The organism is Ligaoa zhengdingensis, assembly GCF_014384885.1.
Classification (GTDB): Bacteria; Bacillota; Clostridia; order Oscillospirales; family Ruminococcaceae; genus Ligaoa; species Ligaoa zhengdingensis.
In genome coordinates, this window is sequence record NZ_JACRST010000016.1 from 19,215 (window position 1) to 43,186 (window position 23,972).

Annotated in this window: 32 protein-coding genes; 21 read left to right on the plus strand and 11 right to left on the minus strand. The window is 56.1% G+C overall.

From position 1 onward, the window contains the following. Nucleotides 1-160 precede the first annotated feature (160 nt). Both H8711_RS09960 and H8711_RS09965 read right to left on the minus strand, forming a co-directional pair. Nucleotides 161-304 carry a hypothetical protein gene (locus H8711_RS09960; protein WP_249283324.1) on the minus strand — a complete coding sequence of 48 codons (144 nt, stop codon included), beginning with the start codon at nucleotides 302-304 and terminating at the stop codon, nucleotides 161-163. Between the two features lie 17 nt (nucleotides 305-321). Then, nucleotides 322-525, minus strand: a complete 204-nt coding sequence (locus H8711_RS09965; RefSeq protein ID WP_249283325.1) for a hypothetical protein — start codon at nucleotides 523-525, stop codon at nucleotides 322-324. A gap of 236 nt (nucleotides 526-761) precedes the next feature. Here H8711_RS09965 and H8711_RS09970 point away from each other — a divergent pair, with 236 nt between their 5' ends. Beyond that, complete coding sequence (locus H8711_RS09970) at nucleotides 762-1,037, plus strand: helix-turn-helix transcriptional regulator (RefSeq protein WP_249283326.1); 276 nt, start codon at nucleotides 762-764, stop codon at nucleotides 1,035-1,037. Nucleotides 1,038-1,097: 60 nt separating this feature from the next. Here H8711_RS09970 and H8711_RS09975 read toward each other — a convergent pair whose 3' ends face one another. After that, complete coding sequence (locus H8711_RS09975) at nucleotides 1,098-1,307, minus strand: helix-turn-helix domain-containing protein (RefSeq protein ID WP_249283327.1); 210 nt, start codon at nucleotides 1,305-1,307, stop codon at nucleotides 1,098-1,100. A 419-nt stretch (nucleotides 1,308-1,726) separates the two neighbouring features. Here H8711_RS09975 and H8711_RS09980 point away from each other — a divergent pair, with 419 nt between their 5' ends. The 4 genes from H8711_RS09980 to H8711_RS09995 all read left to right on the plus strand — a co-directional run bounded on the left by H8711_RS09980 (nucleotide 1,727) and on the right by H8711_RS09995 (nucleotide 3,841). After that, on the plus strand, nucleotides 1,727-1,954 hold the full coding sequence (locus tag H8711_RS09980; protein ID WP_249283328.1) for an XRE family transcriptional regulator: 228 nt from the start codon (nucleotides 1,727-1,729) through the stop codon (nucleotides 1,952-1,954). A 370-nt stretch (nucleotides 1,955-2,324) separates the two neighbouring features. Then, on the plus strand, nucleotides 2,325-3,050 hold the full coding sequence (locus tag H8711_RS09985) for a YHYH domain-containing protein (protein ID WP_343253061.1): 726 nt from the start codon (nucleotides 2,325-2,327) through the stop codon (nucleotides 3,048-3,050). Then, on the plus strand, nucleotides 3,037-3,552 hold the full coding sequence (locus tag H8711_RS09990; RefSeq protein ID WP_249283329.1) for a hypothetical protein: 516 nt from the start codon (nucleotides 3,037-3,039) through the stop codon (nucleotides 3,550-3,552). Before H8711_RS09985 ends, H8711_RS09990 begins: the two co-directional genes overlap by 14 nt. A 28-nt stretch (nucleotides 3,553-3,580) precedes the next feature. Then, nucleotides 3,581-3,841 carry a hypothetical protein gene (locus tag H8711_RS09995; RefSeq protein WP_249283330.1) on the plus strand — a complete coding sequence of 87 codons (261 nt, stop codon included), beginning with the start codon at nucleotides 3,581-3,583 and terminating at the stop codon, nucleotides 3,839-3,841. Nucleotides 3,842-4,137: 296 nt separating this feature from the next. Here H8711_RS09995 and H8711_RS10000 read toward each other — a convergent pair whose 3' ends face one another. From H8711_RS10000 to H8711_RS10010, 3 genes are read right to left on the minus strand one after another with little or no spacing between them, the layout of a single operon-like run. Beyond that, entirely contained in the window at nucleotides 4,138-4,350 is a 213-nt protein-coding gene (locus H8711_RS10000; protein WP_249283331.1) for a helix-turn-helix domain-containing protein, read from the minus strand. Continuing rightward, nucleotides 4,343-4,642 (minus strand): DUF2442 domain-containing protein, encoded by a 300-nt coding sequence (locus tag H8711_RS10005; protein ID WP_249283332.1) that lies wholly within the window; start codon nucleotides 4,640-4,642, stop codon nucleotides 4,343-4,345. Before H8711_RS10005 ends, H8711_RS10000 begins: the two co-directional genes overlap by 8 nt. Nucleotides 4,643-4,654: 12 nt before the next feature. After that, nucleotides 4,655-4,921 carry a DUF4160 domain-containing protein gene (locus H8711_RS10010; protein WP_249283333.1) on the minus strand — a complete coding sequence of 89 codons (267 nt, stop codon included), beginning with the start codon at nucleotides 4,919-4,921 and terminating at the stop codon, nucleotides 4,655-4,657. Between the two features lie 159 nt (nucleotides 4,922-5,080). Between H8711_RS10010 and H8711_RS10015 the strand changes: the two genes are divergently transcribed. The 4 genes from H8711_RS10015 to H8711_RS14055 all read left to right on the plus strand — a co-directional run bounded on the left by H8711_RS10015 (nucleotide 5,081) and on the right by H8711_RS14055 (nucleotide 6,999). Further along, complete coding sequence (locus H8711_RS10015; protein WP_249283334.1) at nucleotides 5,081-6,100, plus strand: tyrosine-type recombinase/integrase; 1,020 nt, start codon at nucleotides 5,081-5,083, stop codon at nucleotides 6,098-6,100. A 374-nt stretch (nucleotides 6,101-6,474) separates the two neighbouring features. After that, nucleotides 6,475-6,714 (plus strand): heavy-metal-associated domain-containing protein, encoded by a 240-nt coding sequence (locus H8711_RS10020; RefSeq protein ID WP_249283335.1) that lies wholly within the window; start codon nucleotides 6,475-6,477, stop codon nucleotides 6,712-6,714. Nucleotides 6,715-6,724: 10 nt separating this feature from the next. Then, complete coding sequence (locus H8711_RS14050; protein WP_283245923.1) at nucleotides 6,725-6,853, plus strand: hypothetical protein; 129 nt, start codon at nucleotides 6,725-6,727, stop codon at nucleotides 6,851-6,853. A gap of 11 nt (nucleotides 6,854-6,864) precedes the next feature. Further along, complete coding sequence (locus H8711_RS14055; RefSeq protein WP_283245924.1) at nucleotides 6,865-6,999, plus strand: hypothetical protein; 135 nt, start codon at nucleotides 6,865-6,867, stop codon at nucleotides 6,997-6,999. A gap of 121 nt (nucleotides 7,000-7,120) precedes the next feature. Here the strand turns inward: H8711_RS14055 and H8711_RS10025 are convergent, their stop codons facing one another. Then, on the minus strand, nucleotides 7,121-7,819 hold the full coding sequence (locus tag H8711_RS10025) for an ATP-binding protein (protein ID WP_249283336.1): 699 nt from the start codon (nucleotides 7,817-7,819) through the stop codon (nucleotides 7,121-7,123). Nucleotides 7,820-7,908: 89 nt separating this feature from the next. Between H8711_RS10025 and H8711_RS10030 the strand changes: the two genes are divergently transcribed. Continuing rightward, the gene (locus H8711_RS10030; RefSeq protein ID WP_249283337.1) at nucleotides 7,909-8,574 is read left to right on the plus strand and encodes a Crp/Fnr family transcriptional regulator; all 666 of its coding nucleotides are present in this window, start codon (nucleotides 7,909-7,911) and stop codon (nucleotides 8,572-8,574) included. Between the two features lie 89 nt (nucleotides 8,575-8,663). Beyond that, entirely contained in the window at nucleotides 8,664-9,641 is a 978-nt protein-coding gene (locus H8711_RS10035) for a PfkB family carbohydrate kinase (RefSeq protein WP_249283338.1), read from the plus strand. A 68-nt stretch (nucleotides 9,642-9,709) separates the two neighbouring features. Here H8711_RS10035 and H8711_RS10040 read toward each other — a convergent pair whose 3' ends face one another. Then, entirely contained in the window at nucleotides 9,710-10,300 is a 591-nt protein-coding gene (locus tag H8711_RS10040) for a DUF4358 domain-containing protein (protein WP_249283339.1), read from the minus strand. A gap of 319 nt (nucleotides 10,301-10,619) precedes the next feature. On the opposite strand from H8711_RS10040, the gene H8711_RS10045 reads away from it, so the two are divergent. The 10 genes from H8711_RS10045 to H8711_RS10090 all read left to right on the plus strand — a co-directional run bounded on the left by H8711_RS10045 (nucleotide 10,620) and on the right by H8711_RS10090 (nucleotide 20,817). After that, on the plus strand, nucleotides 10,620-12,026 hold the full coding sequence (locus H8711_RS10045) for an MATE family efflux transporter (RefSeq protein WP_249283340.1): 1,407 nt from the start codon (nucleotides 10,620-10,622) through the stop codon (nucleotides 12,024-12,026). 104 nt (nucleotides 12,027-12,130) lie between these two features. Further along, entirely contained in the window at nucleotides 12,131-13,261 is a 1,131-nt protein-coding gene (locus H8711_RS10050) for an ATP phosphoribosyltransferase regulatory subunit (protein WP_249283341.1), read from the plus strand. After that, on the plus strand, nucleotides 13,255-13,899 hold the full coding sequence (gene hisG / locus H8711_RS10055) for an ATP phosphoribosyltransferase (RefSeq protein WP_249283342.1): 645 nt from the start codon (nucleotides 13,255-13,257) through the stop codon (nucleotides 13,897-13,899). Before H8711_RS10050 ends, hisG begins: the two co-directional genes overlap by 7 nt. Continuing rightward, on the plus strand, nucleotides 13,896-14,522 hold the full coding sequence (gene hisH / locus H8711_RS10060) for an imidazole glycerol phosphate synthase subunit HisH (RefSeq protein WP_249283343.1): 627 nt from the start codon (nucleotides 13,896-13,898) through the stop codon (nucleotides 14,520-14,522). The genes hisG and hisH overlap by 4 nt, the downstream gene beginning before the upstream one ends. 4 nt (nucleotides 14,523-14,526) lie before the next feature. Continuing rightward, a complete protein-coding gene (gene hisA, locus H8711_RS10065; RefSeq protein ID WP_249283344.1) occupies nucleotides 14,527-15,252 on the plus strand; it encodes a 1-(5-phosphoribosyl)-5-[(5-phosphoribosylamino)methylideneamino]imidazole-4-carboxamide isomerase in 726 nt (241 codons plus the stop codon). After that, nucleotides 15,249-16,004, plus strand: a complete 756-nt coding sequence (hisF, locus tag H8711_RS10070; RefSeq protein WP_249283345.1) for an imidazole glycerol phosphate synthase subunit HisF — start codon at nucleotides 15,249-15,251, stop codon at nucleotides 16,002-16,004. The genes hisA and hisF overlap by 4 nt, the downstream gene beginning before the upstream one ends. Before the next feature lie 24 nt (nucleotides 16,005-16,028). Further along, nucleotides 16,029-16,688, plus strand: coding sequence for a bifunctional phosphoribosyl-AMP cyclohydrolase/phosphoribosyl-ATP diphosphatase HisIE (gene hisIE / locus H8711_RS10075; protein WP_249283346.1), 660 nt, complete (start codon nucleotides 16,029-16,031; stop codon nucleotides 16,686-16,688). Between the two features lie 145 nt (nucleotides 16,689-16,833). Further along, entirely contained in the window at nucleotides 16,834-18,369 is a 1,536-nt protein-coding gene (locus H8711_RS10080; protein WP_249283347.1) for an oligosaccharide flippase family protein, read from the plus strand. Nucleotides 18,370-18,448: 79 nt separating this feature from the next. Beyond that, nucleotides 18,449-18,907 (plus strand): thioredoxin-dependent thiol peroxidase, encoded by a 459-nt coding sequence (gene bcp, locus H8711_RS10085; RefSeq protein WP_249283348.1) that lies wholly within the window; start codon nucleotides 18,449-18,451, stop codon nucleotides 18,905-18,907. After that, nucleotides 18,904-20,817, plus strand: coding sequence for an elongation factor G (locus tag H8711_RS10090; RefSeq protein WP_249283349.1), 1,914 nt, complete (start codon nucleotides 18,904-18,906; stop codon nucleotides 20,815-20,817). The genes bcp and H8711_RS10090 overlap by 4 nt, the downstream gene beginning before the upstream one ends. A 204-nt stretch (nucleotides 20,818-21,021) precedes the next feature. Here H8711_RS10090 and H8711_RS10095 read toward each other — a convergent pair whose 3' ends face one another. The 3 genes from H8711_RS10095 to H8711_RS10105 form a co-directional block, all read right to left on the minus strand. Continuing rightward, nucleotides 21,022-21,234 (minus strand): hypothetical protein, encoded by a 213-nt coding sequence (locus H8711_RS10095; protein WP_249283350.1) that lies wholly within the window; start codon nucleotides 21,232-21,234, stop codon nucleotides 21,022-21,024. Between the two features lie 149 nt (nucleotides 21,235-21,383). Further along, a complete protein-coding gene (locus tag H8711_RS10100; RefSeq protein ID WP_249283351.1) occupies nucleotides 21,384-22,271 on the minus strand; it encodes a DegV family protein in 888 nt (295 codons plus the stop codon). A gap of 88 nt (nucleotides 22,272-22,359) precedes the next feature. Next, the gene (locus tag H8711_RS10105) at nucleotides 22,360-23,961 is read right to left on the minus strand and encodes a peptidoglycan D,D-transpeptidase FtsI family protein (RefSeq protein ID WP_249283352.1); all 1,602 of its coding nucleotides are present in this window, start codon (nucleotides 23,959-23,961) and stop codon (nucleotides 22,360-22,362) included. Nucleotides 23,962-23,972 lie beyond the last annotated feature (11 nt).

The following is a 23,972-nucleotide window of genomic DNA, read 5'->3' on the forward strand; positions in this document are numbered from 1 at the left end:
CAAGCATCTGCGTCACCGTCCTCTGTCATAACTCCGCCGGCGATCAGGATTAGGCTTGCGAGACCCGCGATGATGCCTGCCCAGGTCTGCCCACCGTCCAGTAAGCTGCCGGTCATCGGCAGGCCAATCCATATCCCTATGATGCTCAGTGCCGCCCTTGTCACGTTGCCTCCTCCTTCCGTCCTGCGCGTTTGGCCTCCTCTTGCAGCACCTTGCGCCATCTCTGGATATCCGGCCTGTCCCATTCTACAAGCAGCCGTTCCATCCCTTTGATCCACTTCTCAATCCGCTCCCGCTCGCTCATTCTGTTCTCGTCTCCTCTCACGACAGCCATCGCGCAAAGCTGATAAGCGCTACTTTATAGTACCGGCCCATCTTTTTACGCGGAAACGTTCTGTCCGCCAATAGGGTTCTTGGGTCGATTCCGCAGTATTTCGCAGCGTGCGATAGGTTGATGAATACAGTTTCTTTGCCGAACCGCTCATGCAATGCGGTTAAATTTTCATGGAAATTTTCTTTTTCCATCTATTTCCGCTCCTTCCTCTTTCGTTTTGATTACATTACCACCGTCCTGCTCCATGGGCGGTGTTTTATTTTTCACAATCTTCTTCATGTTTCGACGCTATTCTTCCTCTATTTGTCTATTAAAAGTGTATAATTTATAAAAATTCGTCATTTTTCTGAGAAGTAAACTTCATGGTAGCGTTCTTCACCTACAGGTAAAATTTTCCTATCTTCTCTCAAAGCTAGGAGGTTTTATCATGCGTGAATACAAAGAAATTTTTAAACAGCATGTTCAGGTGGTAGCCATCCAATATCGCATCGGCCACGGACTGACGCAAGAGGCCATGGCTGAACTTCTGCACATTTCACCGCGCGCCTATTGTGCGATGGAAAACGGAGATTACAGCTTTTCCGCTACTACATTCGCTTTCTTTCTGCTCTTGTTGCCGCCCGAGGAAGTCTCCCGCTTCCTCATTCAGTTCGGTAACCTCATAGAGCAGATGGAAATGGGAAACGAACCTTTACCCGTATAATCCGACTTCCTCTTCCTGCCGCCCTTCCGGGCGGCTTTTCTTTTGCACGCTCAACCGATCTTACCCGGCTGCGCGGCCGTTATCGCATAAATCTTTCACATCGCAGTCCAGTAAAGCTGCAATTTCTACGCTCACCTGCAAAGACGGATTTTTGGTCTCCCGCTCGATCTGGCAGAGCATCGCTTGAGAAATTCCCGCCTTTTCTGCCAGATATGCCTGCGTCAGTCCCCGCTCTTCGCGGATACGCCGGATATTCGCGCCTACGCTCAATTCTTCCACCTCCTTATAATCATCCCAATCAGGATGATATCCACTGTAATCGTGAGAATATCCACGATAACGCCTAGCATAACTTTCCCTCCTTCTATCTTGACAACAAGCTTGGGAAAAGGTATCCTTTTAGCAAGGGGAGTTTCCTCCCCCTTGCTCTACTCCATCAGCCTGCCGATCAGATTGATCAGCGCGGTGATGAGTTGGAGGATAACCGTAATCAAGATTATGACTTTGTTCGGGTCGTTCTGATTACGGTTTTTCTTTTTCCTGCTCATTGTGCTTGCCTCCTTTTTGTGGTATTGTTAAGGTAGTTCCTTAACATAGTTATATTATATCATGCTATAGCTTGATTTTCAATAGATTTTCATGTTTTAACTTGATTTTTTATGTTTTGCACAAAAAGGAGAATTTCTTTTATGTACATTACACAAGATATTGCATTAAGAATCAAAAATCGTGCAAAGGTTCAAAAAATCGCCATAAAAACCATGCTTGCTGATTGCGAGATGAATATCAACGCCATTTCGGAATTTGGGAAAGGCAAACAACTATCCTGTATCAGCCTCGCCCGCATTGCCGACTACCTTGACTGTTCGGTTGACTACCTCCTCGGCCGTACCGACAAACCAGAAATAAATAAATGATCTGACATGGCCAATAGAACAGACATTCAACCAAACTTGATTCGTCTTGTTGAATGTTTCAGCCGTTTTATTTACTACAAAATTGGTATGATTTTCCAGCTAAGGTTTATTGTCTGCCAAGTAGAGGGAATTATTGAGGTTGTCAAGGACAACCTCAATAAAATATGTTTAACGTAGTTATAACATATTTTTCGCCGCCTTCTGGGCGGTTTTTTTATTTATTTCGACATAACTCGACATTTCATTGACGCTGCTGTGCATCGTTGCTCCTGTACTTCGATGTTTGTCAGCGATTTTTTTATTTTTTAGACACGTTTCCCCATTATCCCCCTTTCCATTTATGCTACTTTATGGGCAAGGAGGAGATATTTTGAAAAAATTCCAAAAAGCATTTCTTTTGTTTCTATGTGCAATTTTTTTGGCAACGCCAATTTCCGCACACTCAGGCCGGACAGATGCCAGCGGTGGACACAAAGATAATAATAACGTCAGCGGCCTCGGCCCATACCACTATCATCATGGGTATGAAGCCCACCTTCATCCGGGTGGGGTTTGCCCCTTTGACACCGGGGTTGGTATCACAAACATTGATGATTCTTCATCGAATTCCGGTAATAATTACTCGCCATCTATCGATGCCCCGCACATAACCAGGGAAGAATTTGACAAAATTTTGAGTGGAGAGGATTATCAGCCTAGCATTAGCAGGGAACGCTTTAATGAAATTCTTGGAATTTCGTCAGATAATGATCGTCCAACTGTCTACTTAGATAATCCAGTTCCGCAAGACCCGTTGGAAATCGCAGAGGAATTTCAAGAAAATTTCGACTCCACTTATGGAAAATGGTACAACGATGGATATGCAAAGGGAAAGGCTACAGGATATGAAGATGGAATTTCACGTGGTGAAGAAATTGCGACAAACGTCTTTACTCCCAAGCTCCAGAAGGCTGAAAAGACAATTCAAAACCAACAATCCGGAATATGCGCGCTTGTGATTGTAGCTGTTGTCGCTATCTGCTCCGCCATCCGCAGTAAAAAGAAACTTGCAAGAATGCTTTCTCAACAGGAAGGAGATCAAGATGCAGTTTCGTAACTTTTTGGCTGAGCATAAAGTTCTTGCAGTAATTTTTGCAATATTTTGCTTGATTGTGATGTTTTTTGGCATTTCTCATTTGGTATACATAAGCAATAAAGATGATGCGCTGAAGCATATACCAGAATCCGGTGTGATCGATATGAAAGTTTCCTACGACACCGAATTAGTTTCCAATAATTCAGTTGGTAACGAATGGTCTTTTGAATGTAAGGTAAACGGAAAAGACTTGGACAAAGGCGAAGACTGTACCATGCCCATCAACATCAAGCAACCTATAAAAATAAGCAGTAAGGTCACCGAATACGACGCAAGTTATTCAGATATTGGGACAAAATCAGATTCTCACTCTTCCAACGATTTACCCAATTTTGATATCACCCATCGGGTTACTGTTACTGAGAAGAACGGAAGATACACCGGTAATCAAGCTGTTTGGAAAATCCGTTACCATTTTGAACGGCAGCTTCCATACTGGGATATCGTTTTAGGCAATTACTGAATCTCAAAAATTTGAAAGAAGGATCATTATGGTTTATGTATGGATGTTTTTAGTCTTCATCGGCTCATTCTTTATTGGTGTTTGGGGATTTTGCCAAATTGTTGGCAGTATCCAACAAGCAGCGGTTAGGGGGCCAGTGTTAACAACTATAACCATATCTATTTGGAGTATAATTTTAGTTGCAACCGCTATAGCTGTTCATTGCTGGTTATACGATTATCGGATCGCCTATTACATAGGAACCGCAATTGGACTGCTGGGCACATTACGAGCGGGAAAAATCGAATAGTAAAAAGTCGCACCTGCCGCCCTCCGTGGCGGCTTTCTTTTTCCCCGCTTTTTGGTCGTGGCTGAAATGCGCTGGAACCGCTTTGGGGAACGATATACATAAAAAAGAGCCGATGGTAAAACCATCAGCTCAAGAAACATAGCAAATTATTTTGATTTTTAATATTTATCTATTTTCTATTGAATTTCATTATCAAAAATGGTATAAAAAAGTTAATGTATCTGCATGATGAATATTCTTCGTCTTTTATGATGAGTTGACACTCCTCCCAGCCAAAGCCGGGGGGAGTGTCAATCTTATTCGGAAGCAGGCACAAGCTCAATCTTAAAATCCAGAGCGGCAGCAACCTTTAGAAGTGTGTCGAGCTGAGGGATAGCTGCTTTGCTCTCAAGTCGAGCTATAGCGGGCTGAGCGAGGTTTGCGGCTTCGGCTAATTGTCTTTGTGTAAGCCCTTTCGCTTTTCTAAGCTCTATAAGTTCGTCAATGATGGCAATACAATTATCAGGCAATAGAAGCACCCCCTATAGATTCACCGTTTTCATAAAGGTATTCGGGGGCAATATCAATATCGCCGTTGTTCCAAACAGTTACGCCATAATCTATATAAACGGAGTTAAAAACGGCTTTATCTTTTAATGGGGAAAACGCAGGAGAATTAAGCTCCTTTGAAAAATCAAAAATTTTTACTTCTCCATTGCTAAATCTTATCCACAGCTTGTAATCTTCAAGGGGGCGCACACCGCTTATTTTTAGCGGCTGTTTTTGTTCCCCAGCATATGCGATCCCATTTTTAATATACATTTATGCGCACTCCTATCTTAACGGCTCAATCTTGCCGAACGGTATATTTCTAACTGCGTTATTCCAAGCGGCATATAACTCATCTTCATGAATTACAGCCCATGCCTGTACGAGCTTTAATTGTTTTACTGGAAGGCTTCCGGCTAACAACTCGCCGTCAACCCCCACAGACGCTTCATATTCAGCATAGTACACATGAAAGTGCGGTTTGTGGTGCTGGTCGTTGTCGCTGAAAATCATCTTAATCACAATATTAAAAAATCTGCATAACTCCGGCATTTTGTTCATCCCCTTTACTGTGATTATATTATAACATATTCGTTATAATATGTCGATAACAAATTCGTTATTTTCCAAAAATATTTTGTGCTCACATTTCTTTTTTATACGACTAAAAAGAAATGACATATAAAGTATGCCCAAAGGAGGTTTTTCACAATGACGCGCCGCAAAGATGGTCTGTGGCAGCAGCAAATGACCGTGACGGAGCACGGAGTGAAAAAACAAAAATTTTTCTACGGAAAAACCAAGCAGGAGGTACTTAAAAAGATCGCCGAGTATCGAGAAGAAAAAGAGCTGGGAGCAATGTTTGAAACCGTCGCGGATGAGTGGTGGGAGGAAGCCGAGCCCTCCTTGTCCTTCAACTCCACCAAGAACTACAAACCCGCTTACGTCCGTGCGAAGGAGCGTTTCGCAGCCTCACGCATCGCTCAAATCAGGCCGGCGGATATCAACCGGTTCATCAAAGACTTTGTGAAAGAAAAGCACGCCGCAGATAAGACCGCCAGGACACAGCTCATGGTAGTGAACCTAATCTTCAAGTATGCTGTCGCGAACGGATACTGTGATACAAACCCAGCGCGGGATTTGACTGTCCCCAAAGACTTGCCGAAAGCGAAACGGGACATGCCGTCAGATGACGATATCACGCGCGTAAAGAATTCGACAACCTGCACATTCGGGATGTTTGCCTTTTGGGCGCTCTATACCGGCATGAGGCGCGGAGAGCTGCTCGCGCTGGATTGGTCGGACGTGAGTACCGCCGACAAAACTATTACCATCTCTAAAAGCGTTTATTTTGACGGCAACAAACCCATGATTAAAGCGCCAAAAACTGAGAGTGGAATTCGCACTGTGCCACTCATGGCAAGGCTAGAAGAAAAGCTCAAAACCCAAAAAGGCCCCGTCTTCCCCGGCCCGGACGGTAAACATATGACCTCTTCGTTTTTTGACGATCAATGGAAAAAGTATTGTGAAGAAAGCGGCGTGTCCTGCACACCACACCAGCTTCGCCACGCATACGCGACCATGTTGTTCGAGAACGATATCTCTGAATCCGACGCGCAGGAGCTGCTCGGCCATGCGCAAATATCCACCACCAAAGACATCTATACCCATATCCGGGAAACGCGGAAGAAAGCAGTGAGAGATAAACTACTGGACGTGGATATTGCCTAAAAGATTTGTATAATGCAGTAATCATGTAGACATGCTATTTTTTCGCATTATTACGTCATTTCATGTTAGTTCGAATCTCTCCATCTCCGCCACTAGAAAAACCGCATGAGTAAGCCAAAATCGGTTTGTTCATGCGGTTTTTTTATATATTGAGACATGCTTGGACAGGTTGCGAAATGGAGCGAAGATAATATAAAAATCCTGCGATAGACCATCCACCATCTGAATGCGGTTAAACTTACCCCGCTCTCGTCTCCATAAAACGGCACAACCTTGGGGGTAAAACCCGGGGCATAAGCTGGATTTGTACTGCCCAAGCGGTGAACAATCATAATTGGACAACTTGTGCTTATACTAATCCCGAGGTGATGACGATGTCTAAGGCCAGCATTTATTTCACCGTGAACAAGGTGGACGGCAAGCATGATGTAAAGCAAATGAAACGGGGGCTTGACGCCTTGCCCGGGGTGATCTCTGTCAGTGTCAACGAGAGTACCAACCGTGTGGCGGTGGATTTTGACACCACCGGCGTCCAAACGGCGCGAATCGGAAAGCAGCTTGAACAGATGGGCTATAAAATTCTCGATCAGAGGCTAGAAAACCATGTGATGTAGGAGGCAGAATATGCAGGAAAAACCGGTTCAAACATCCTCCAACGAGAAGGCTGAGAAAAATCAGCAGCTGAAGAACCAAAACCCGAATCAACAGCACAACAGCAAAAAAGAGGGGCTCGGCCCCAATACCAAACGATAAGGAGGGGTTCTATGCCGAAGGACAGCCAGCCGGACCCGAAAGGCGTCCGGGAGAAAAAAGCGAATGGGCAGACGCCCATCACCCGTGAAAATCAGAATCAGAACAAAAATGCAAAGAAAAAATCGATTAAAAACAATGATGTGTGACTGCAAGGGCGCCGGAAGATCCGGCGCTTTTTTTCTGACATAGTCATAACGGAAATCAATAAAAACCGCATGAGCAGGCCTGCAATAGCTTGTTCATGCGGTTTTTGCTGTGTATTTATCTTTACTCTTCCATCAGGTCGCCGCCGGTGGAGACCACGCACACCTGCCACGGGATCATCTTCCCGCTCGCCTGAAGGGCGCGTTTCACCGCGTTTTCGATCCCGCCGCAGCAGGGCACCTCCATGCGGACGACGGTGACGCTTTTGATCTCGTTCTCCCGCAGGATTGCGGTGAGCTTTTCGGCGTAATCACCCTCGTCCAGCTTGGGGCAGCCGATCAGCGCAATGTGGCCCCGCAGGAACCTCCGATGAAAATCGGCGTAGGCGTAGGCGGTGCAGTCGGCCGCGATCAGCAGGCGCGCGCCATCAAAGTATGGGGCGTTCACCGGCACCAGCTTGATCTGCACCGGCCACTGGTTGAGCTCGCTTTGCACCGAGGCGGCCGGTTCCACAGCGACGCGCTCTTTGCGCGCGATGGTCTTCACCTGCGTGCCGGGGCAGCCGCAGGGCAACTTCTCTTTTTTGGCGCGCTGCGCCGCTTCAACAGCGGCCTGGTCGTACGCGGGGGCCTCCCTCACCTCGAAGCTGATCGCCCCGGTGGGGCAGGCGGGCAGGCAGTCGCCCAAGCCGTCGCAATAATCCTCGCGCAGCAGCTTCGCCTTGCCGCCGACCATACCGATGGCGCCCTCGTGGCAAGCCTGGGCACACAAACCGCAGCCGTTGCAAAGCTCTTCATCAATCTTAATGATTTTTCGTTTCATAAATGTGATCCTCCCTTGTTTTTTCTGTCCCTATTATCCTATAATAAGAGGAACATGTCTGTTGTATTTCCAACACATCGGAGGTTCTGATGAAAAATTACGAGGAAATTTTGCGAAAAGTCCCGCTCTTTGGCGGCATTGGCGACGCGGAACGGGATCAGATGCTCGCCTGCCTGGAGGCCCGGCAGCAGCGCTACGCCGCGGGGGAACTCATTCTTTTGGCGGGGCAGCCGGTAAAAACGATCGGTATCCTGTTGGCCGGGCGCGCTCAGGTGATCCGCGAGGACTTCTCCGGCAGCCGCACCATTCTGACCGAGCTTGTTCCCGGCGAGATGTTCGCGGAAGCGTTTGTCTGTGCGGGCGTAAAGGCCCTCCCCGTCACCGTCCTGTCGGTATCTGAGTGCTCGGTTCTGACGATCGATTACCGGAGGATGATCCAAACCTGCCCCTCCTCCTGTCCGTTCCACGCGCAGATGATCCAGAACATGCTGGCGGTGCTTGCCAACAAAAACCTCCTGCTCAACCGGAGAATGGGTCATCTTTCCAATCGCACCACCCGGGAAAAGCTGCTCTCCTACCTCTTGGAACAGGCGGCCGCGCAGGGCAGCGACACCTTCACCATCCCGTTCAGCCGCCAGGAGCTGGCGGATTATCTCTGCGTGGAGCGCAGCGCCATGTCGGCGGTGCTGGGCAAGCTGCGCGAGGAAGGGGTGTTATCCTTTCACCGCAACCGCTTTGCGCTCCATATCCGCTGACCTACCGCCGCCCCTCTTTTCAACGGACAAAAATTGGCGTATGATGGAGCTACAGGATATGTATTCAACCGAAAGGTGGCTTTTTTCTCATGAAGATGCGCTATGATGTGGTCGCCCTGGGCGAACTGCTGATTGATTTTACCAGCAACGGGAGCAGCGAACAGGGCAATCCCCTGTTCGAGGCCAACCCCGGCGGCGCCCCCTGCAACATGCTCGCCATGCTCTCCAAGCTGGGGCGGAAAACCGCTTTTCTCGGCAAGGTTGGGGATGACTTGTTCGGCCGGATGCTCCGCGCAGCTATCGAGGGCGCGGGCATCGACAGCCATGGCTTGGTAGACGACCCGGAGGCCAACACCACGCTGGCGTTTGTGCAGACAGCGCCGGACGGCGACCGCGACTTCAGCTTTTTCCGCAACCCCGGTGCGGACACCCAGCTGACCCCCGGGGAACTCGACCTGGATGCGCTGCACAGAACCCGCATCTTTCACTTCGGTTCGCTTTCGCTGACCGACGAACCCGCGCGCAGCGCCACTGTCCGTGCGGTGGCTGAGGCGAAGGCCGCGGGGGCGCTTATCAGCTTCGACCCCAATCTGCGCGAACCGTTGTGGCGCTCGTTGGACGAAGCCAGGGAGCAGATGCTCTGGGGTGCGGCCCAGTGCGACATCCTCAAGGTGGCGGAGGAAGAACTCGCGTTTCTCACCGGCCTGGACGATCTGGAGGCCGGCCAGGCCGCGCTGCGCGCCTGCTTCCCGCAGGTGCGCATCCTATTTGTGACGCGGGGCAAACAAGGTGCGCACGCCTACTGCGGCGAGCTCAGGGCGCAGCGTGCAGCCTTCACAGAGCTGCACACCATCGACACCACCGGCGCGGGCGATACCTTCTGCGGGTGCTGCCTGGCCAAGCTGTTGGAATACGGCATCGGCAACCTGACCGAGGGGCAGCTCGACGACATGCTGTTGTTTGCCAACGCAGCCGCCAGCCTGGTCACGACCAAGCGCGGGGCGATCCGCGCGATGCCCATCGAGGCGGAAATCCTCGTCCTGATGGATACAGCGCGCAGAGCATAAAAAAACGGGGACCCACCGGCGATGCGGTGGGTTCCCGTTTTTGTGCGCCCATTTTTGGGCGGGGGTGCTTATTTTTTCAGCCCTTCTACGATGGCGGACTGCACATCGGCGCCGTTCTCGCTCATCACAAGAACGATCGTGCCGTCGTCCAGGGTCTCCACAGTGGCCGCTTTGGCAATCTCATACTGATCCTGCAGGTAATTTTCGAACGATTTCTGCTGATTCTCCACCCAGGTCTTCAGCGCGGTGGCGATCGCCTCGCCCTTACCCTCGACGGGTTTGATGATGGCTACGCCATACGCCTTGACATTCATGGGGGACACGCTCAGCGCGAACGCCTCCATGTCGTCGTAGCTGACGCCCAGCATCTCGCCGATCATCTGGGCTTGCGGGTCATCCTTGCTCATGATGATGCCGAACGCATCGTTGATCTCCTGGTCGCGGGCGGCGGTGATGACGTCACCCAGCGCTTTGTTCGCCTCCGGCACCTCAACCTCCGGCTCGCTCTCCGAGGATTCGTCCTCGGACGGTTCGGAGGACTCGGAAATCGAGCTGGACGGCTCGGACGAAGAGGAAGAGCTGCTCTGATTATTGGCGGTGCAAGCCACCATCGTGGCAGCCAGAGCCGCAGCGATCAGAAAGGTCATAATTTTTTTCATGGAAAAAGACTCCTTTAAAATCAAATTCATTTGGGACCGGCGGCGGTGTGTTTCCGCCGACTTCGCTTAGTATAACGTGAAATCGCCCAAAAATCAAATAAACATTTTGTTAGAATTGCTAATAAACTGTGAATGCACACCAAACATATCGTTTGGGTTTGTGCCGAAGGGCCGAATATGCTATAGTTATGATAGGAAGAATTCCCAGGTCGCAGCCAAGGCAGAACGGCCCTTTGGGCTGAAGAAAGGGTCCGGAAGGGCGAAGAAACCGGCGGCCTGAAAATATTAACTTGTTCAGGAAAGAAGGATTTTTAACGCCATGGTCAAGCTGTTGGAACGTTTTTATACCACTGACCGGATGTTGAAGCCCGGTCAGGCGCTGGGAAAAATACCTTCCACCGCACAAGCTTATAAAATCAACTTTAACGTCGCGTGGCCCTCCGCTGTGGAGGCGGTGCTGGTCTCGTTGATCGCATCTGTCGATACCATCATGGTGGGCGTGCTGGGTCCGCAGGCCATTTCAGCGGTCGGCATCACCACACAGCCCAAGTTTATCATCCTGTCGGTGATCCTTTCGCTCAACATCGGTATCACCGCCCTGGTGGCGCGGCTCAAGGGCGAAAACGACCGCGAGGGCGCAGTGAGCTGTCTCAAGCAGGGCATCCTGATCTGTGCTCTGTTCTCGCTGTTGCTCACCATCTTCGGCTTTGTCTATGCCGACGAAATTATCCTGTTTGCGGGTGCGCAAGATGACATCATTGAAAACGCTGTGATCTATTTCCGCATTATTTTGATCGGCAACTTTTTTTCCTCGCTGAGCCTCACCATCAACGCGGCGCAGCGGGGCATCGGCCACACCCAGATATCGATGCGCACCAATCTGGCAGCCAACGGGGTCAACCTGGTGTTCAACTACCTGCTCATCGGCGGCAACTTCGGCTTCCCCGCGTGGGGGGTGGCGGGGGCTGCCGTGGCGACCACCATCGGCAACATCGTGGGATTTGTCATCTCGATGGTATCGGTGCTGCACCGCGACAGCTACCTGAGGCTATCTGTCTGCAAGGGGTGGCGCTTCGACCTGCGCACCATCAAGAGCGTCTCCAAGGTGGCGGCAAGCGCTATGGTCGAGCAGGTGTTTATGCGGTTCGGGTTCTTCAGCTATGCCAAAATTGTGGCCGGGTTGGGCTCCGTGGCGTTCGCCACCCATCAAATCTGTATGAATATCATCAACATCTCCTTTTCGTTCGGCGACGGCCTCGGCATCGCCGCCTCGTCGCTGGTCGGGCAGAGCCTGGGCTCCAAGCGGCCGGATGTGGCCATCATCTACGCCAAAGTGGGGCAACGCTTTGCCTTCACCATATCGGTGGCTCTTTTTATCCTTTTTACTGCAGGGAATACATTTTTTGTCTCGCTTTTTTCCAACGATCCCCAAATTATTGAGATGGGCCGCCCGCTTATGATCATTATTGCGTTCGTCACCCTCGGCCAGATCACCACTGTGCTGCTCTCAGGCTGCCTGCGCGGCGCGGGCGACACGGTCTACACCGCTGTGGTTTCGTTTGTGAGCATCGGCATCCTGCGCCCGTTCGTCTCCTGGCTGCTCTGCATCCCCTTGGGGCTCGGCCTGGTGGGCGCCTGGATCGGCCTCGCGGTGGATCAGGTCTGCCGTCTGGTGCTGGTGGTGCTGCGTTTTGCGAGCAACAAATGGACCAAGATTGAGCTATAAGGCGGATGGGCGCGGAATGCGCCCTTTCCACTTTTCGAGCCGCTTTACTTGACTACCATAGTAAAGCGTGCTATAGTAGATAAAAACAAAAAAGGATGGTGGGCATGGATTTGTTTCTGGACCGCTTGAAGGACGAAGAGCGCGTGACCTTTGCGCTGCGCGGATTGTACGAGCAGCACGGCTATAAGAAGGTGCGCGTCCATAAATTCGAGGAGTACAGCCTCTATATAGACAATAAAAATTTTCTCAAGACCGAAAATATCATCACCTTTATGGACCTGGACGGCAAGCTGCTCGCCCTGCGCCCGGACGTGACTCTCTCGATCGTCAAAAATCTGGACGCCCACAAGAACGGCAGCTTTGAGAAGCTCTACTACATGGAAAAGGTCTACCGCCTGTCGCGGCAGACCCACTCCTACAAGGAGATCAGCCAGATCGGGCTGGAGTGCATCGGCGATCTGGATGCCTGTGCCGCGATCGAAGTGATCCGGCTGGCCGCGGAAAGTCTCTCGGCGGTGGACGACCGCTACCTGCTGGACCTGTCGCACATGGGATTTCTGGCCGGCTTGCTCGAGCCGCTGGAGATCGACCAGGAGCTGAAGCAGGAGATCGCCCGCTGCATCCGCCAGAAAGACCGCTTTGAGCTGGGGCTGCTCCTGCGCCGCGCGGGCCTGCCTGCGGATTGCTGTGAGCGCCTGATGCAGATTCCGCTGCTGTACGGAAGCTTCGCCAAGGTGCTACCCGCCGCCCGCGCGCTGGCTGTGACCGACGGCATGAATGCCGCGTTGGACGAGCTGGAGACCCTCTATTCTGCCTTTGCGGGCACGCCGCTGGCCAAGAGGCTGAACATCGATTTCTCGGTGGTCAACGACCTCGACTACTACAACGGCCTGATCTTCCAGGGCTATGTCGAGGGCATCCCCCGCGCGGTGCTCACCGGCGGGCGGTACGACAACCTGCTGCACAAGTTCGGCAAGGAGAAGGGCGCCATGGGTTTTGCCATCTACCTGGATGAGCTGGAACACTTCTATCAGCGCGAGGCGGAAGACGACGCCGATCTGCTGATCCTCTACGACCAAATCGATGACTACGCCGCATTCACCGCGCTGGTGGAGGAAAAAATCTCGGCCGGGATGCGGGTGCGGTTGGAGCGCACCGCGCCGCCGGGCTTCCGCTGTAAACAGATTCTGCACTATCAAAACGGCGCGCTGATTGGGGAGGTGCCGACATGCTGAACATTGCGCTGCCCAAGGGGCGGTTGGGCGACAAGGTCTATGAGATGTTCTCTCAGATCGGGTACGACTGCCGCGCCATCTACGAGGATAACCGCAAGCTGGTGTTTGAAAACGCCGAAAACGGGGTGCGCTACCTGCTGGTAAAGCCGTCCGACGTGGCCATCTATGTGGAGCACGGCGCGGCCGACATCGGCGTGGTGGGCAAGGACATCCTACTGGAGAGCTCGCCGGATGTGTACGAGCTGCTCAACCTGGGCATCGGCAAATGCCGCGTGGCGGTGGCTGCGAAAAATGGCTATGTCGAGCAGCCCGACCGCGTGCTGCGGGTCGCCACCAAATATATGAACATCGCTAAAAACTACTATGCCGGGATCAACCGGGAGATCGAGATCATCAAGCTCAACGGTTCGATCGAGCTGGCCCCCATCCTGGGGCTGTCCGATGTGATCGTGGACATCGTGGAGACCGGCAGCACCCTCAAGGAAAACGACCTGAAGGTCATCACCGATATCGTGCCGATTTCAGCGCGGTTCATCGCAAACAAATCCAGCTTTAAATTCAAAAATGATAGGATCGAAGAGATGCTGCAAAAGCTGAACGCCCTGCTGCAGCAACGCGAGGAGGCAAAAAAGGTATGATCGCTGTGATCGACTACGGCGTGGGGAACCTGTTTTCCCTAGTGAGCTCGCTGCGCTACCTCGGCCTCGACGCCGAAGTGACCGGTGATGCAGAAAAGATTGGGGCCGCCGACCGGATCATCCTGCCGGGTGTGGGCGCATTTGCCGACGCGATGGCAAAGCTGCGCCAGACGGGGCTGGACGAGGTGGTGACCGGGCAGGCAGAGGCGGGCAAACCGCTTCTGGGCATCTGCCTTGGGATGCAGGTGCTGTTCGACACCAGCCTGGAATACGGCGAGCACAGGGGACTGGGGCTGATCCCCGGCCGAGTGGCGCCGATTTTAGACGATCTGTCCCCCGCCGACCGGGCGGCGCTCAAAATCCCACATATGGGCTGGAACCGGCTGGAGATCGTGCGGGACTGTCCCCTGCTGCGCTACAGCCGCACCGGCGATTATGTCTACTATGTGCACAGCTACTACGCCCGCGACTGTGCGGACAGCGTGGCGGCTGTGAGCGAATACGGCATCCCCATCACCGGCGCGGTGGTGCGGGGCAACGTGATGGGCACCCAGTTCCATCCGGAAAAGAGCGGAGAGACCGGCTTGCGGATTCTCAAGGCATTCAGCGAGATAGGAGGTTGACGGTATGGAATTGTTTCCCGCGATCGATCTGCGCGGCGGTCAGGTGGTGCGCCTGCACCAGGGCGACTACGGAAAGATGACGGTCTATTCCTCCTCGCCCACCGAAGTGGCGAGGGATTTTCTGGCGCAGGGGGCGCGCAACCTACATGTTGTCGATCTGGACGGCGCCAAGGACGGCGCGCTCTCCAACTACGACAGCATCTGCGACATCCTGCGGGTGGGCGGCCTCTCGGTGCAGGTGGGCGGCGGCATCCGCGACGAGGAGCGCATCCGCCGCTACCTCGACCTGGGGGTGGACCGGGTGATCCTCGGCACCGCCGCGCTCGACCGGCCGTTTCTCGCCAAAATGCTCGCCAAGTTCGGCTCCCACATCGCGGTGGGGGTGGACGCCAGGGACGGCCGGATGGCGGTGCGCGGCTGGCTGGAGATCAGCGATGTGGATTCGGTGCAGTTTTGCCGCGACCTCGCGGGCATGGGGGTGGCCACCATCATCTACACCGATATCGCCCGCGACGGCGCGATGTCCGGCACCAACCTGGAGCTCTACCGCCAGCTCAAGCAGGACGTGAGCTGCCGCATCATCGCGTCGGGCGGGGTGTCGTTCGAGCGCGAGATCACCGAGCTCACCTCGATTGGCATGTACGGTGCGATCATCGGCAAGGCGCTGTACACCGGCGCAATCGACCTCAGGCGCGCCATCGGGCTGGCCGACGCGGAGGTGTGCGTATGATATCAAAACGGATCATCCCCTGCCTGGACGTGCGCGACGGGCGGGTGGTCAAGGGCAAAAACTTCGAGGGCATCCAGGATGTATCCGACCCGGTGGAGCTGGCCCGCTACTACAACGAGACCGGCGCGGACGAACTGGTGTTCTACGATATCACCGCCAGCGTGGAGGGACGCGGCCTGTTCACCGATGTGCTGCGCCGGGTCGCCAGCCAGATTTTCATCCCACTCACGGTGGGCGGCGGCATCAACACCGTGGAGGATTTCGACCGGGTGCTCAAATGCGGCGCGGATAAGGTCAGCGTCAACTCGGGCGCGATCCGCAACCCGGACCTCATCGGGCAGGCGGCGCGCAAATACGGCAACCAATGCGTGGTGCTCTCGATGGACGTCAAACGGGTGGACGGCATGTTCCGCATCTTCGCCAAGGGCGGGCGCGAGGACACCGGCATCGACGCGATCGAGTGGGCCAAGCGGGGCGAGGCGAGCGGCGCGGGCGAGCTGGTGGTCAACTCGATCGACACCGACGGCGTGAAGGGCGGCTTTGACCTGGAAATGCTGGACGCGATGGCTGCGGCGGTGCAAATCCCGATCATCGCGTCGGGCGGCGCGGGCAAGCGGGAGGACTTTGCCGAGCTGTTTTGCCACAGCGGCGTGGACGCGGGGCTCGCGGCCTCGATCTTTCACTACAAGGAGGTCGTCATCACCGACCTCAAGCGCTATCTGCGCGAACAGGGCGTGGAGATGCGCCTGTAACAAACAATCGAAAGGCTGGATTATATGACCGGAATCGAACAACTCAAATTTGACGCGCAGGAGCTCATCCCCTGCGTGGTGCAGGATTATTACACCAAGAAGGTGCTCACGGTGGCCTACATGAACCGCGAGAGCCTGGAGATCAGCATGAAGGAGGGCCGCACCTGCTTCTGGAGCCGCAGCCGCCAGGAGCTGTGGCGCAAGGGCGAGACCAGCGGCAATGTGCAGAAGATCGTCTCGATCACCGCCGACTGCGACTGCGACGCGCTCACCGTCGAGGTGGTCAAAAGCGGCCCGGCCTGTCACACCGGGGAGGAGAGCTGCTTCTTTAACACGATCTACCAGAGCGAGGAGAAAAGTCCCTTTTCGATGGACGCGCTGTACGACCTGATCGCAGGGCGCAAGACCTGCCCGGTGGAGGGCAGCTACACCACCTACCTGTTCCAGAAGGGCTTGGATAAAATCCTCAAAAAGGTGGGTGAGGAGTCCACCGAGGTGATCATCGGTGCGATGAACGACGCGGCCCGCGGCAAAAACGAGGAGGCCATCTTCGAGATCGCCGACCTCGCCTACCACCTGCTGGTGCTGATGGTACATCAGGGCATCACCCTGGCCGACGTGCTGGACGAGCTGGCGGGACGCCATGTGGTGGACAAAAAGGTCAAGCAGGAGACTTTAAAATAACCTCATTGGGATCAGGGGACGGCCCGCGCCGGTGTGTGCGGATCGTCCCTTTGTTTCTTTCCTAGCATTCCCCCGCATATAAATTCTCGAAAGGGCCTGTTTGCCGCAGGCGGCGGCCCGACACCAAACGGATGCGGGTGAAGCAATGAAGAAAATCAAGGCGTTTTTCTGGAACGCGGTGCTGCTCACGGCCACCTCCTTTTTGATGCGCACGGTCGGGGTCAGCTTCAGCGTCTATGTCTCCAATAAAATCGGGGCGGCGGGCATGGGCCTCTATGAGCTGATTATGTCGGTCTACGGCCTGTCGGTCACCCTCGCCTGCTCCGGCATCAACCTGGCCGCCACCCGGCTGGTGGCCGAGGAGCTGGGGCGGAACAACCCTGCCGGCGCCAAACAGGCGATGCGCCGCTGCCTGTGCTACAGCCTCGTATTCGGCACCGCCACCGCGGCGGCGCTGTTCTGCAATGCGGAGTACATTGGCACCCATTGGCTGGGGGACGCGCGCACCATCACGTCGCTGCGGGCGCTGGCCATCAGTATGCCGTTCCTTTCGATGTCCTCCTCGGTGAGCGGCTACTTCACCGCGGTGCGGCGGGTGTTCAAAAGCGCCTCCGCACAGGTGTTCGAGCAGGCCGTACGCATCGGACTCACCATTGTGGGGCTCACCCTGATCGCGCCCGACGGCCTGGAATACGCCTGCCTCGCCATTGTGTTGGGCGGCGCGCTCGCGGAGATCGCGTCGTTTTCCTATTCGCTGCTCCTGTTCCTGCTGGACAGCCGGCGCTACCGCTGCAAGGAGCGCCCCCCGGCGGGCGGGCTCACCCGCCGGATGCTGGGCATCTCCCTGCCGGTGGCCTTCTCCGCCTACGCGCGCTCGGGGCTGGTCACCATCGAGCACCTGCTGATTCCGCGCGGGCTGCGCAGGCACGGCGCCACCGGGGACGCTGCGCTCGCCTCCTACGGCCTGCTGCACGGCATGGTACTGCCCATCCTGCTGTTTCCCGCCGCCTTTTTGCAGGCGCTGTCCGGCCTGCTGGTACCCGAGCTGGCCGAGTGCCGCGCCCAGTGCCACGAGATCCGCATCAACTACATCGCCGGGCGGGTGTTTCAGATCACCCTGCTCTTCTCCATCGGGGTGGCGGGGGCGATGTTCAGCTTCTCCGGCGAGCTCGCCACCGCCATCTACGGCAACACCGACACCTCCGGCTATCTGCGCATCCTCGCCCCGCTCATCCCGGTGATGTACCTCGACACCGCCGTGGACGGGATGCTCAAAGGGCTGGGCGAGCAGGTGAGCTCGATGCGCTACAACATCATCGACGCCTCGTGCAGCGTGGTGCTGGTCTACTTTTTGGTGCCCTGGCTGGGCCTGCCCGGTTATGTCATCACCATCTTTTTTACCGAACTGCTCAACGCCGCGCTTTCGGCCAACCGCCTGATCTCGGTCACCCAGTTCCGCATCAATCTGTGGGATTGCGTGCTCAAGCCGGTGTTCGGCGTCGCCGGCGCAACCTCCGCCTCACGGCTGTTGCTGCGCCTGCTGGGGACGGCCTTTTCTTCGCCTGTCACCGAGGCGGCCGCACACATCGCCCTGGCCGCCGCGATCTATCTCTTGTTTCTGCGGCTTGCGGCCTGTGTCACCCGCGAGGATATCCGCTGGGCGACCGGGATTCTTCGGTGATTGTTTGATTCACAGGCATTTTGTGGTATAATAGCTGCAAAATATCTGATAGAAAAAACAACGATTGGAGCGATGCCATATGCTGGCTGTTGGAATCAAGGCCCCGCAGTTTACCCTGCAAGACGCGCAGGGCAACGAGGTGAGCCTCGCAGATTTTCTGGGAAAAAAGGTGGTGCTGTACTTCTACCCGCGCGACAATACCCCCGGCTGTACCCGCCAGGCCTGCGCCTTCCGGGACGCATACGACGGTTTCCGCGAAAACGGCGTTGCGGTCATCGGCATCAGCCGCGACAGCGTGAAATCCCACCAGAACTTTGCCGGCAAATATGAGCTGCCGTTTGTGCTGCTCTCCGACCCAGAGCTCGCCGCCATCCAGGCCTACGATGTGTGGCAGGAGAAAAAGATGTACGGCAAGGTGAGCATGGGGGTGGTGCGCGCCACCTACGTGATCGACGAAGGCGGCACGATTGAAAAGGTATTCCCCAGGGCCAAGCCGGACACCAATGCCGCGGAGATTCTGGAGTATCTGAATCGATGAACAAGGTCCTCGGCATTCTGGCCCATGTGGATGCGGGCAAGACCACGCTCTCCGAACAGCTGCTCTACCGCACCCAAAGCATCCGCACCCTCGGCCGGGTAGATCACCGGGACGCGTTTCTCGACCACAACCGCTTGGAGCGGGAGCGCGGTATCACCATCTTCTCAGACCAGGCCCATTTTTCTTACGGTGGAAACTGTTATTTCCTGGTGGACACCCCGGGACATGTCGATTTTTCGGCCGAAATGGAGCGGGTGTTGGGGGTACTGGATTTCGCCATTGTGGTGGTGAGCTGTGTCGAAGGGGTACAGGGGCACACCGAAACAATTTGGCAACTGCTGGAGCGCTATCGGGTGCCCGCGCTGTTCTTCCTCAATAAGACCGACCGCGAGGGGGCCGACCCCGAGCGGGTGCAGCGGGAATTGCAGGCCAAGTTCTCCCCCGCTGTCTGCGACTTCACCGCCAGCTTCACCGAACCGCTCGTCGAGCGGCTGGCCGAGCTGGACGACAATCTGCTCGAGCGCTACCTTGGGGCCGGATTCGACGAGGCCGCCTGGCTGGAAGCGGCGCGGGAGCTGGTTCATGAGCGGCGGTTGTTTCCCTGCTTTTGTGGGGCGGCCCTCTCTGGCGATGGGATCGATGCGTTCTTGCAGTGGCTGGACAAGCTCACCCACACCGGTTATAACGCCGACGCCCCGTTTGCCGCGCGCGTGTACCAGGTCCGTCACGACGCCCGCGGGGACCGGCTTGCCCTGCTCAAGGTCACGTCCGGCACGCTCCGGGTGAAGGACGCGGTCGGCGCGGAAAAGGTCAACGAAATCCGAAGGTACAACGGCACCAAATACGTCCCCGCGCAGCAGTCCTGCGCGGGCGAGCTCTGCGCTGTCACAGGGCTCGCGTCGGTACGGCCGGGCGACGCGCTGGGCGCGGAGCCGCCCTGGTCCTCCCCCTGCCCCACGCCGCCCTTGATGGCGCGGGTGGAGTTCGACCGCGCCCTGCCCGCGCGCACAGTGCTGGGGCAGTTCCGCCTGCTGGAAGAGGAGGACCCCGCCTTGGCGGTGGAATGGCAAGAGGAATTGCAGGAAATCCGGGTGCGCATCATGGGAGAAATCCAGCTGGAGGTGCTGCGCGAACTGGTGTGTGACCGCTTTGGGACCGAAGTCTCGTTCGGATCTCCAGAAATTCTCTACCAGGAGACGATCGCGGCGCCGGTGATCGGATACGGCCACTACGAGCCGCTGCGCCACTACGCCGAGGTGCACCTGCGCCTGGAACCGGGTGCGCGCGGCCGCGGGATCACCTTCCGCTCGGAGTGCCCGACCGACCTGCTCGCGCTCAACTGGCAGCGGCTGATCGAGACGCACGTGTTTGAACGGGTGCACCGCGGGGTGCTCACCGGGTCGCCGCTCACCGACGTCGCGGTGGTGCTGCTCACCGGCCGCGCACATGACAAGCACACCGAGGGCGGCGACTTCCGGCAGGCGGTCTACCGGGCAATCCGGCAGGGGCTGGAACAGGAGAAAAGTCTGCTGCTGGAGCCCTATTACGCCTTTGTCATCTCGGTGGACACCACGCTGGTGGGGCGCGTCCTCGCCGACCTCCAGCGGATGTCCGGCCGCTTCGAGCCGCCCGAGCTGGAATGCGGCCGGGCGGTGATCCGCGGGCGCGCGCCGGTGGCCACGATGATGAGCTATGGCCGCGACCTGGCCGCCTTCAGCCGCGGACGCGGATCGATCAGCCTGCGGGTGGACGGGTACGAGCCCTGCCACAATCCGGACGACGTCATCGCACGCCGCGCCTACGACCGGACTCGCGACCTCGCCAACCCCTCGGATTCGGTATTCTGCTCGCACGGCGCGGGATTTCCGGTGCCGTGGTACGAAGTGGAGCGCTACCTCCACTGCAAATAAAACAGTGATGAAAAAACCGCTTGCTTCCGAACCGGAAAACAAGCGGTTTTTCTCATGTCCTGTTTAAAAAGAGAAATCGACGGATTTTTCGCAAACAGCGAGCAACCGCAAGGCAAAAAACGCGGGAACACTTGCCGTATTCCGAGGCGTTTTCACGCAGTGCGCCCCCGCTTGTAGAAAAAGGCCGGAATTTGCAAGCAGCGCCTAGTCCCTAATCAGGGTTTCGCAGCCGATTTCGCGCAGCGCGTCATAGACGTCGTCCCGCTCCAGGTCGTGCCCGTAGACGTTTACCTGGCCGGTGCGGATGCAGGTTTCCACCAGGTCCACGCCGGTCATACACTCCAGCCGGCCGCGCACCCGGTCGGCCGCCGCTTCGGTGCGCATCCCGATCACCTGTGCTTCCACTTTGCTCTCCATTGTAGGTTCTCCCCCATCCTGTTTGAGATGGCGGTCCGCTCTGCAAAAAAGAAAAGACCGCGCACCGCAAATCCCGCCGCGGGCAGGTCTGCGGTACACAGTCTAGTATAAACCCCTGTCAAAACGCTATGCGTACACGGGCGGTGTCGTTATTTTCCTTCCGTGCGGTCCTTGCCTAAAAAGAAAATTGCGATGGTGCCCGGCCCGGAATGCGCCCCAATGGTAGGCCCAACGTAGTTGAACAGAAAATTCTTGATTTTATATTTTTTCTTAATCTCTTCCGCGCAAAATTTCGCCTCGTCCAGCGCATCGCCGTGCGAAATGAACACGATCTCGTTGTCCATCCCCTCCATCTTGGGCCCCATGCGGTTGATGAGCTCCAGCATCGACTGTTTTCGCCCGCGCACCTTGCCCATCGGGACCAAGTGCCCTTCCGCATCCACGTACATCACCGGCTTGATGCCCAGCATGGTGCCGAATACCGCGGTCGCCTTGGAGACGCGGCCGCCCCGGTAGAGGTGATTGAGATCCTCCACCGTGAAGTAATGGAGGAAGTTCTGCCGGTGGGATTCGATCCATGCGGCGGTTTCCTCCAGCGATTTGCCCGCTTTTTTGAGCTGTACCGCGTAATAAACCATCAGGCCCTGGCCCAAGGAGGCCGACAAGGAATCGATGACCACCACTTTCGCTTCGGGGTAGCGCTCGCGCACCTCAGCCGCGCCCATCTCAGCGCTGTTGTAGCTGCCCGACAGGCCGGACGAAAAAGCGATGTGCAGCACGTCAAAGCCCTGCGTCACCAGCGCCTCGAACGATTTTTCCGCCTGCTCCGGGTTGATCTGCATGGTGGTTGGCATGCCGCCCGCGCGCATCCGCTCGTAAAAATCGTGCGGATCGATGGTGCGGTCGTCGCTAAAGCGGGTCACTCCGTCCATCGTATAGCCCAGCCCCATCAGATTGATATTGTTTTCATCTATGAAAGAAAACGGCAGGTCCGAATTGGTATCGGTGCTGATGATAAATTCCCGGTTATTCTCCATGAAGAAACCCCCTTAGCCTCTTTTCGTATTTGCAGGACACCCGCCCGCTGGCCACTGTTCTTTATTATACTGGAAACCTCCGTATTTTTCAATCCATATTTGCGATGCCATCCGCGATCTCCTTAAATACCGGCGCGGCGTAGGTGCTGCCCGAGTCCGCGCCCTGCGCAAGCACCACGATGGTGTAGCGCGGCTGCTGGGCTGGATAGAATCCGACAAACCATGCTTCCACAATCTCGTTGGTGCGCTCCTCGTCGTAATACTGCCCGGTCTGGGCGGAGGCGGTCTTGCCGCCGGCGCCGCCCACCTCGGGCTTGGCGCGCTGTCCGCTGCCCTCTTCCACGACGGTGATCATCAGCTCGCGCACCCGCCGGGCGGTCTCCTCCCTGATGATGCGATTGGAGGCATAGCGTGGCGCAGGCTGTTCCACAACCGTCCCGCTGGCGTCCGAAACGCCCTCCACCAGCCGGGGGGAGACCAGGTATCCGCCGTTGGCGAACACGCTGACCATGCGCGCGAGCTGCACCGGGGTGGCCATCAGCACGCCCTGGCCGAAGCCGAAGTTGGCCACATCGGCCGGGTTGAGCAGCTCGTCCGGCTCAGGCAGGTTGCCCGCCGCGCTTTCGATGCCCTCGGCGAGCTGGTTGGACCGTCCAAAACCGAACTGCATCGCGGTTTCGCGCAGGGTTTCTCCCCCCACCCGCTCGGCGAGATGAATGAAATAAGGGTTGCAGGAGACCTGGAGCGCGCGCGGCAGATCCACCCAGCCGTGGCCATCGTGGTTGTTGCATCGGAAAATCTGGCCCTCCACGTCGATCTGTCCGGTGCACTCGAACGCGCCCGGCTCGATGCCGTTCTCCAACGCGGCCGCGGTGACCACCAGCTTGAAGCTAGAACCCACGTTGAAGGGGGAAAACGCCTTGTTGACAAACGGTGTGTCCGCCTTTTCAAAGCTCGCCGCCACGTTGTCCGGATCAAAGGCAGGCAGGCTGACAGCCGCCTTGATCGCGCCGGTGTTGCAGTCCATCACCACCACGGCGCCCTTGTTGTTCACATGCTTTTTGGCGGCCTTTTCCGCGATCTCCTGGATGCGCTCGTCCAGCGTGAGCACCAGGCCGGGCTTCGGCTCGGCCGTGGTATCGATCACCTCCGGCGCCTCCCCCGAGAGCGGCCGCCCGGTGGCGTCCACCGCGTAGCGCACCTCGATCACTCCGCCGTTTTCCTCCAGAAAATCGTTGTACGCCTGCTCGATACCGTAGACTCCGACGCCGTCCTGCAGATGGCCGATCACATGCACCGCAGTAGGGACCGCCGCATACCGCCGCGGCACCTCAAATACCCGCACCGCACTGTTCGCCTGGGTATCAGCGGCCGCCCTCAGCACCACCGGCTTCTGCTCCTCCAGCTTCTGCAAAAACGCCTCCCTGTCGGGCATCAGGCGCTGCATGATGGAAACCGCCTCGGGGCTCGGCAGGACCGCGGCGCGGTACTCCATGCGCGTATTGACCAGCGGCACAAGGTTGCAGTCGTAGATCATCCCCCGCGTATGCGCCACCTCCAGCGTATAGGTACTCTGGCTGCGCGCCACCTGGGCGAGGCTTTCCCCCTGACTGAGTGAAAACACCCGGTAATACACCCCGCTGAACAACAGGATCAGCGCACAGAAGACTGCGATCACCCGTTTTTCCATGCTGACACCTC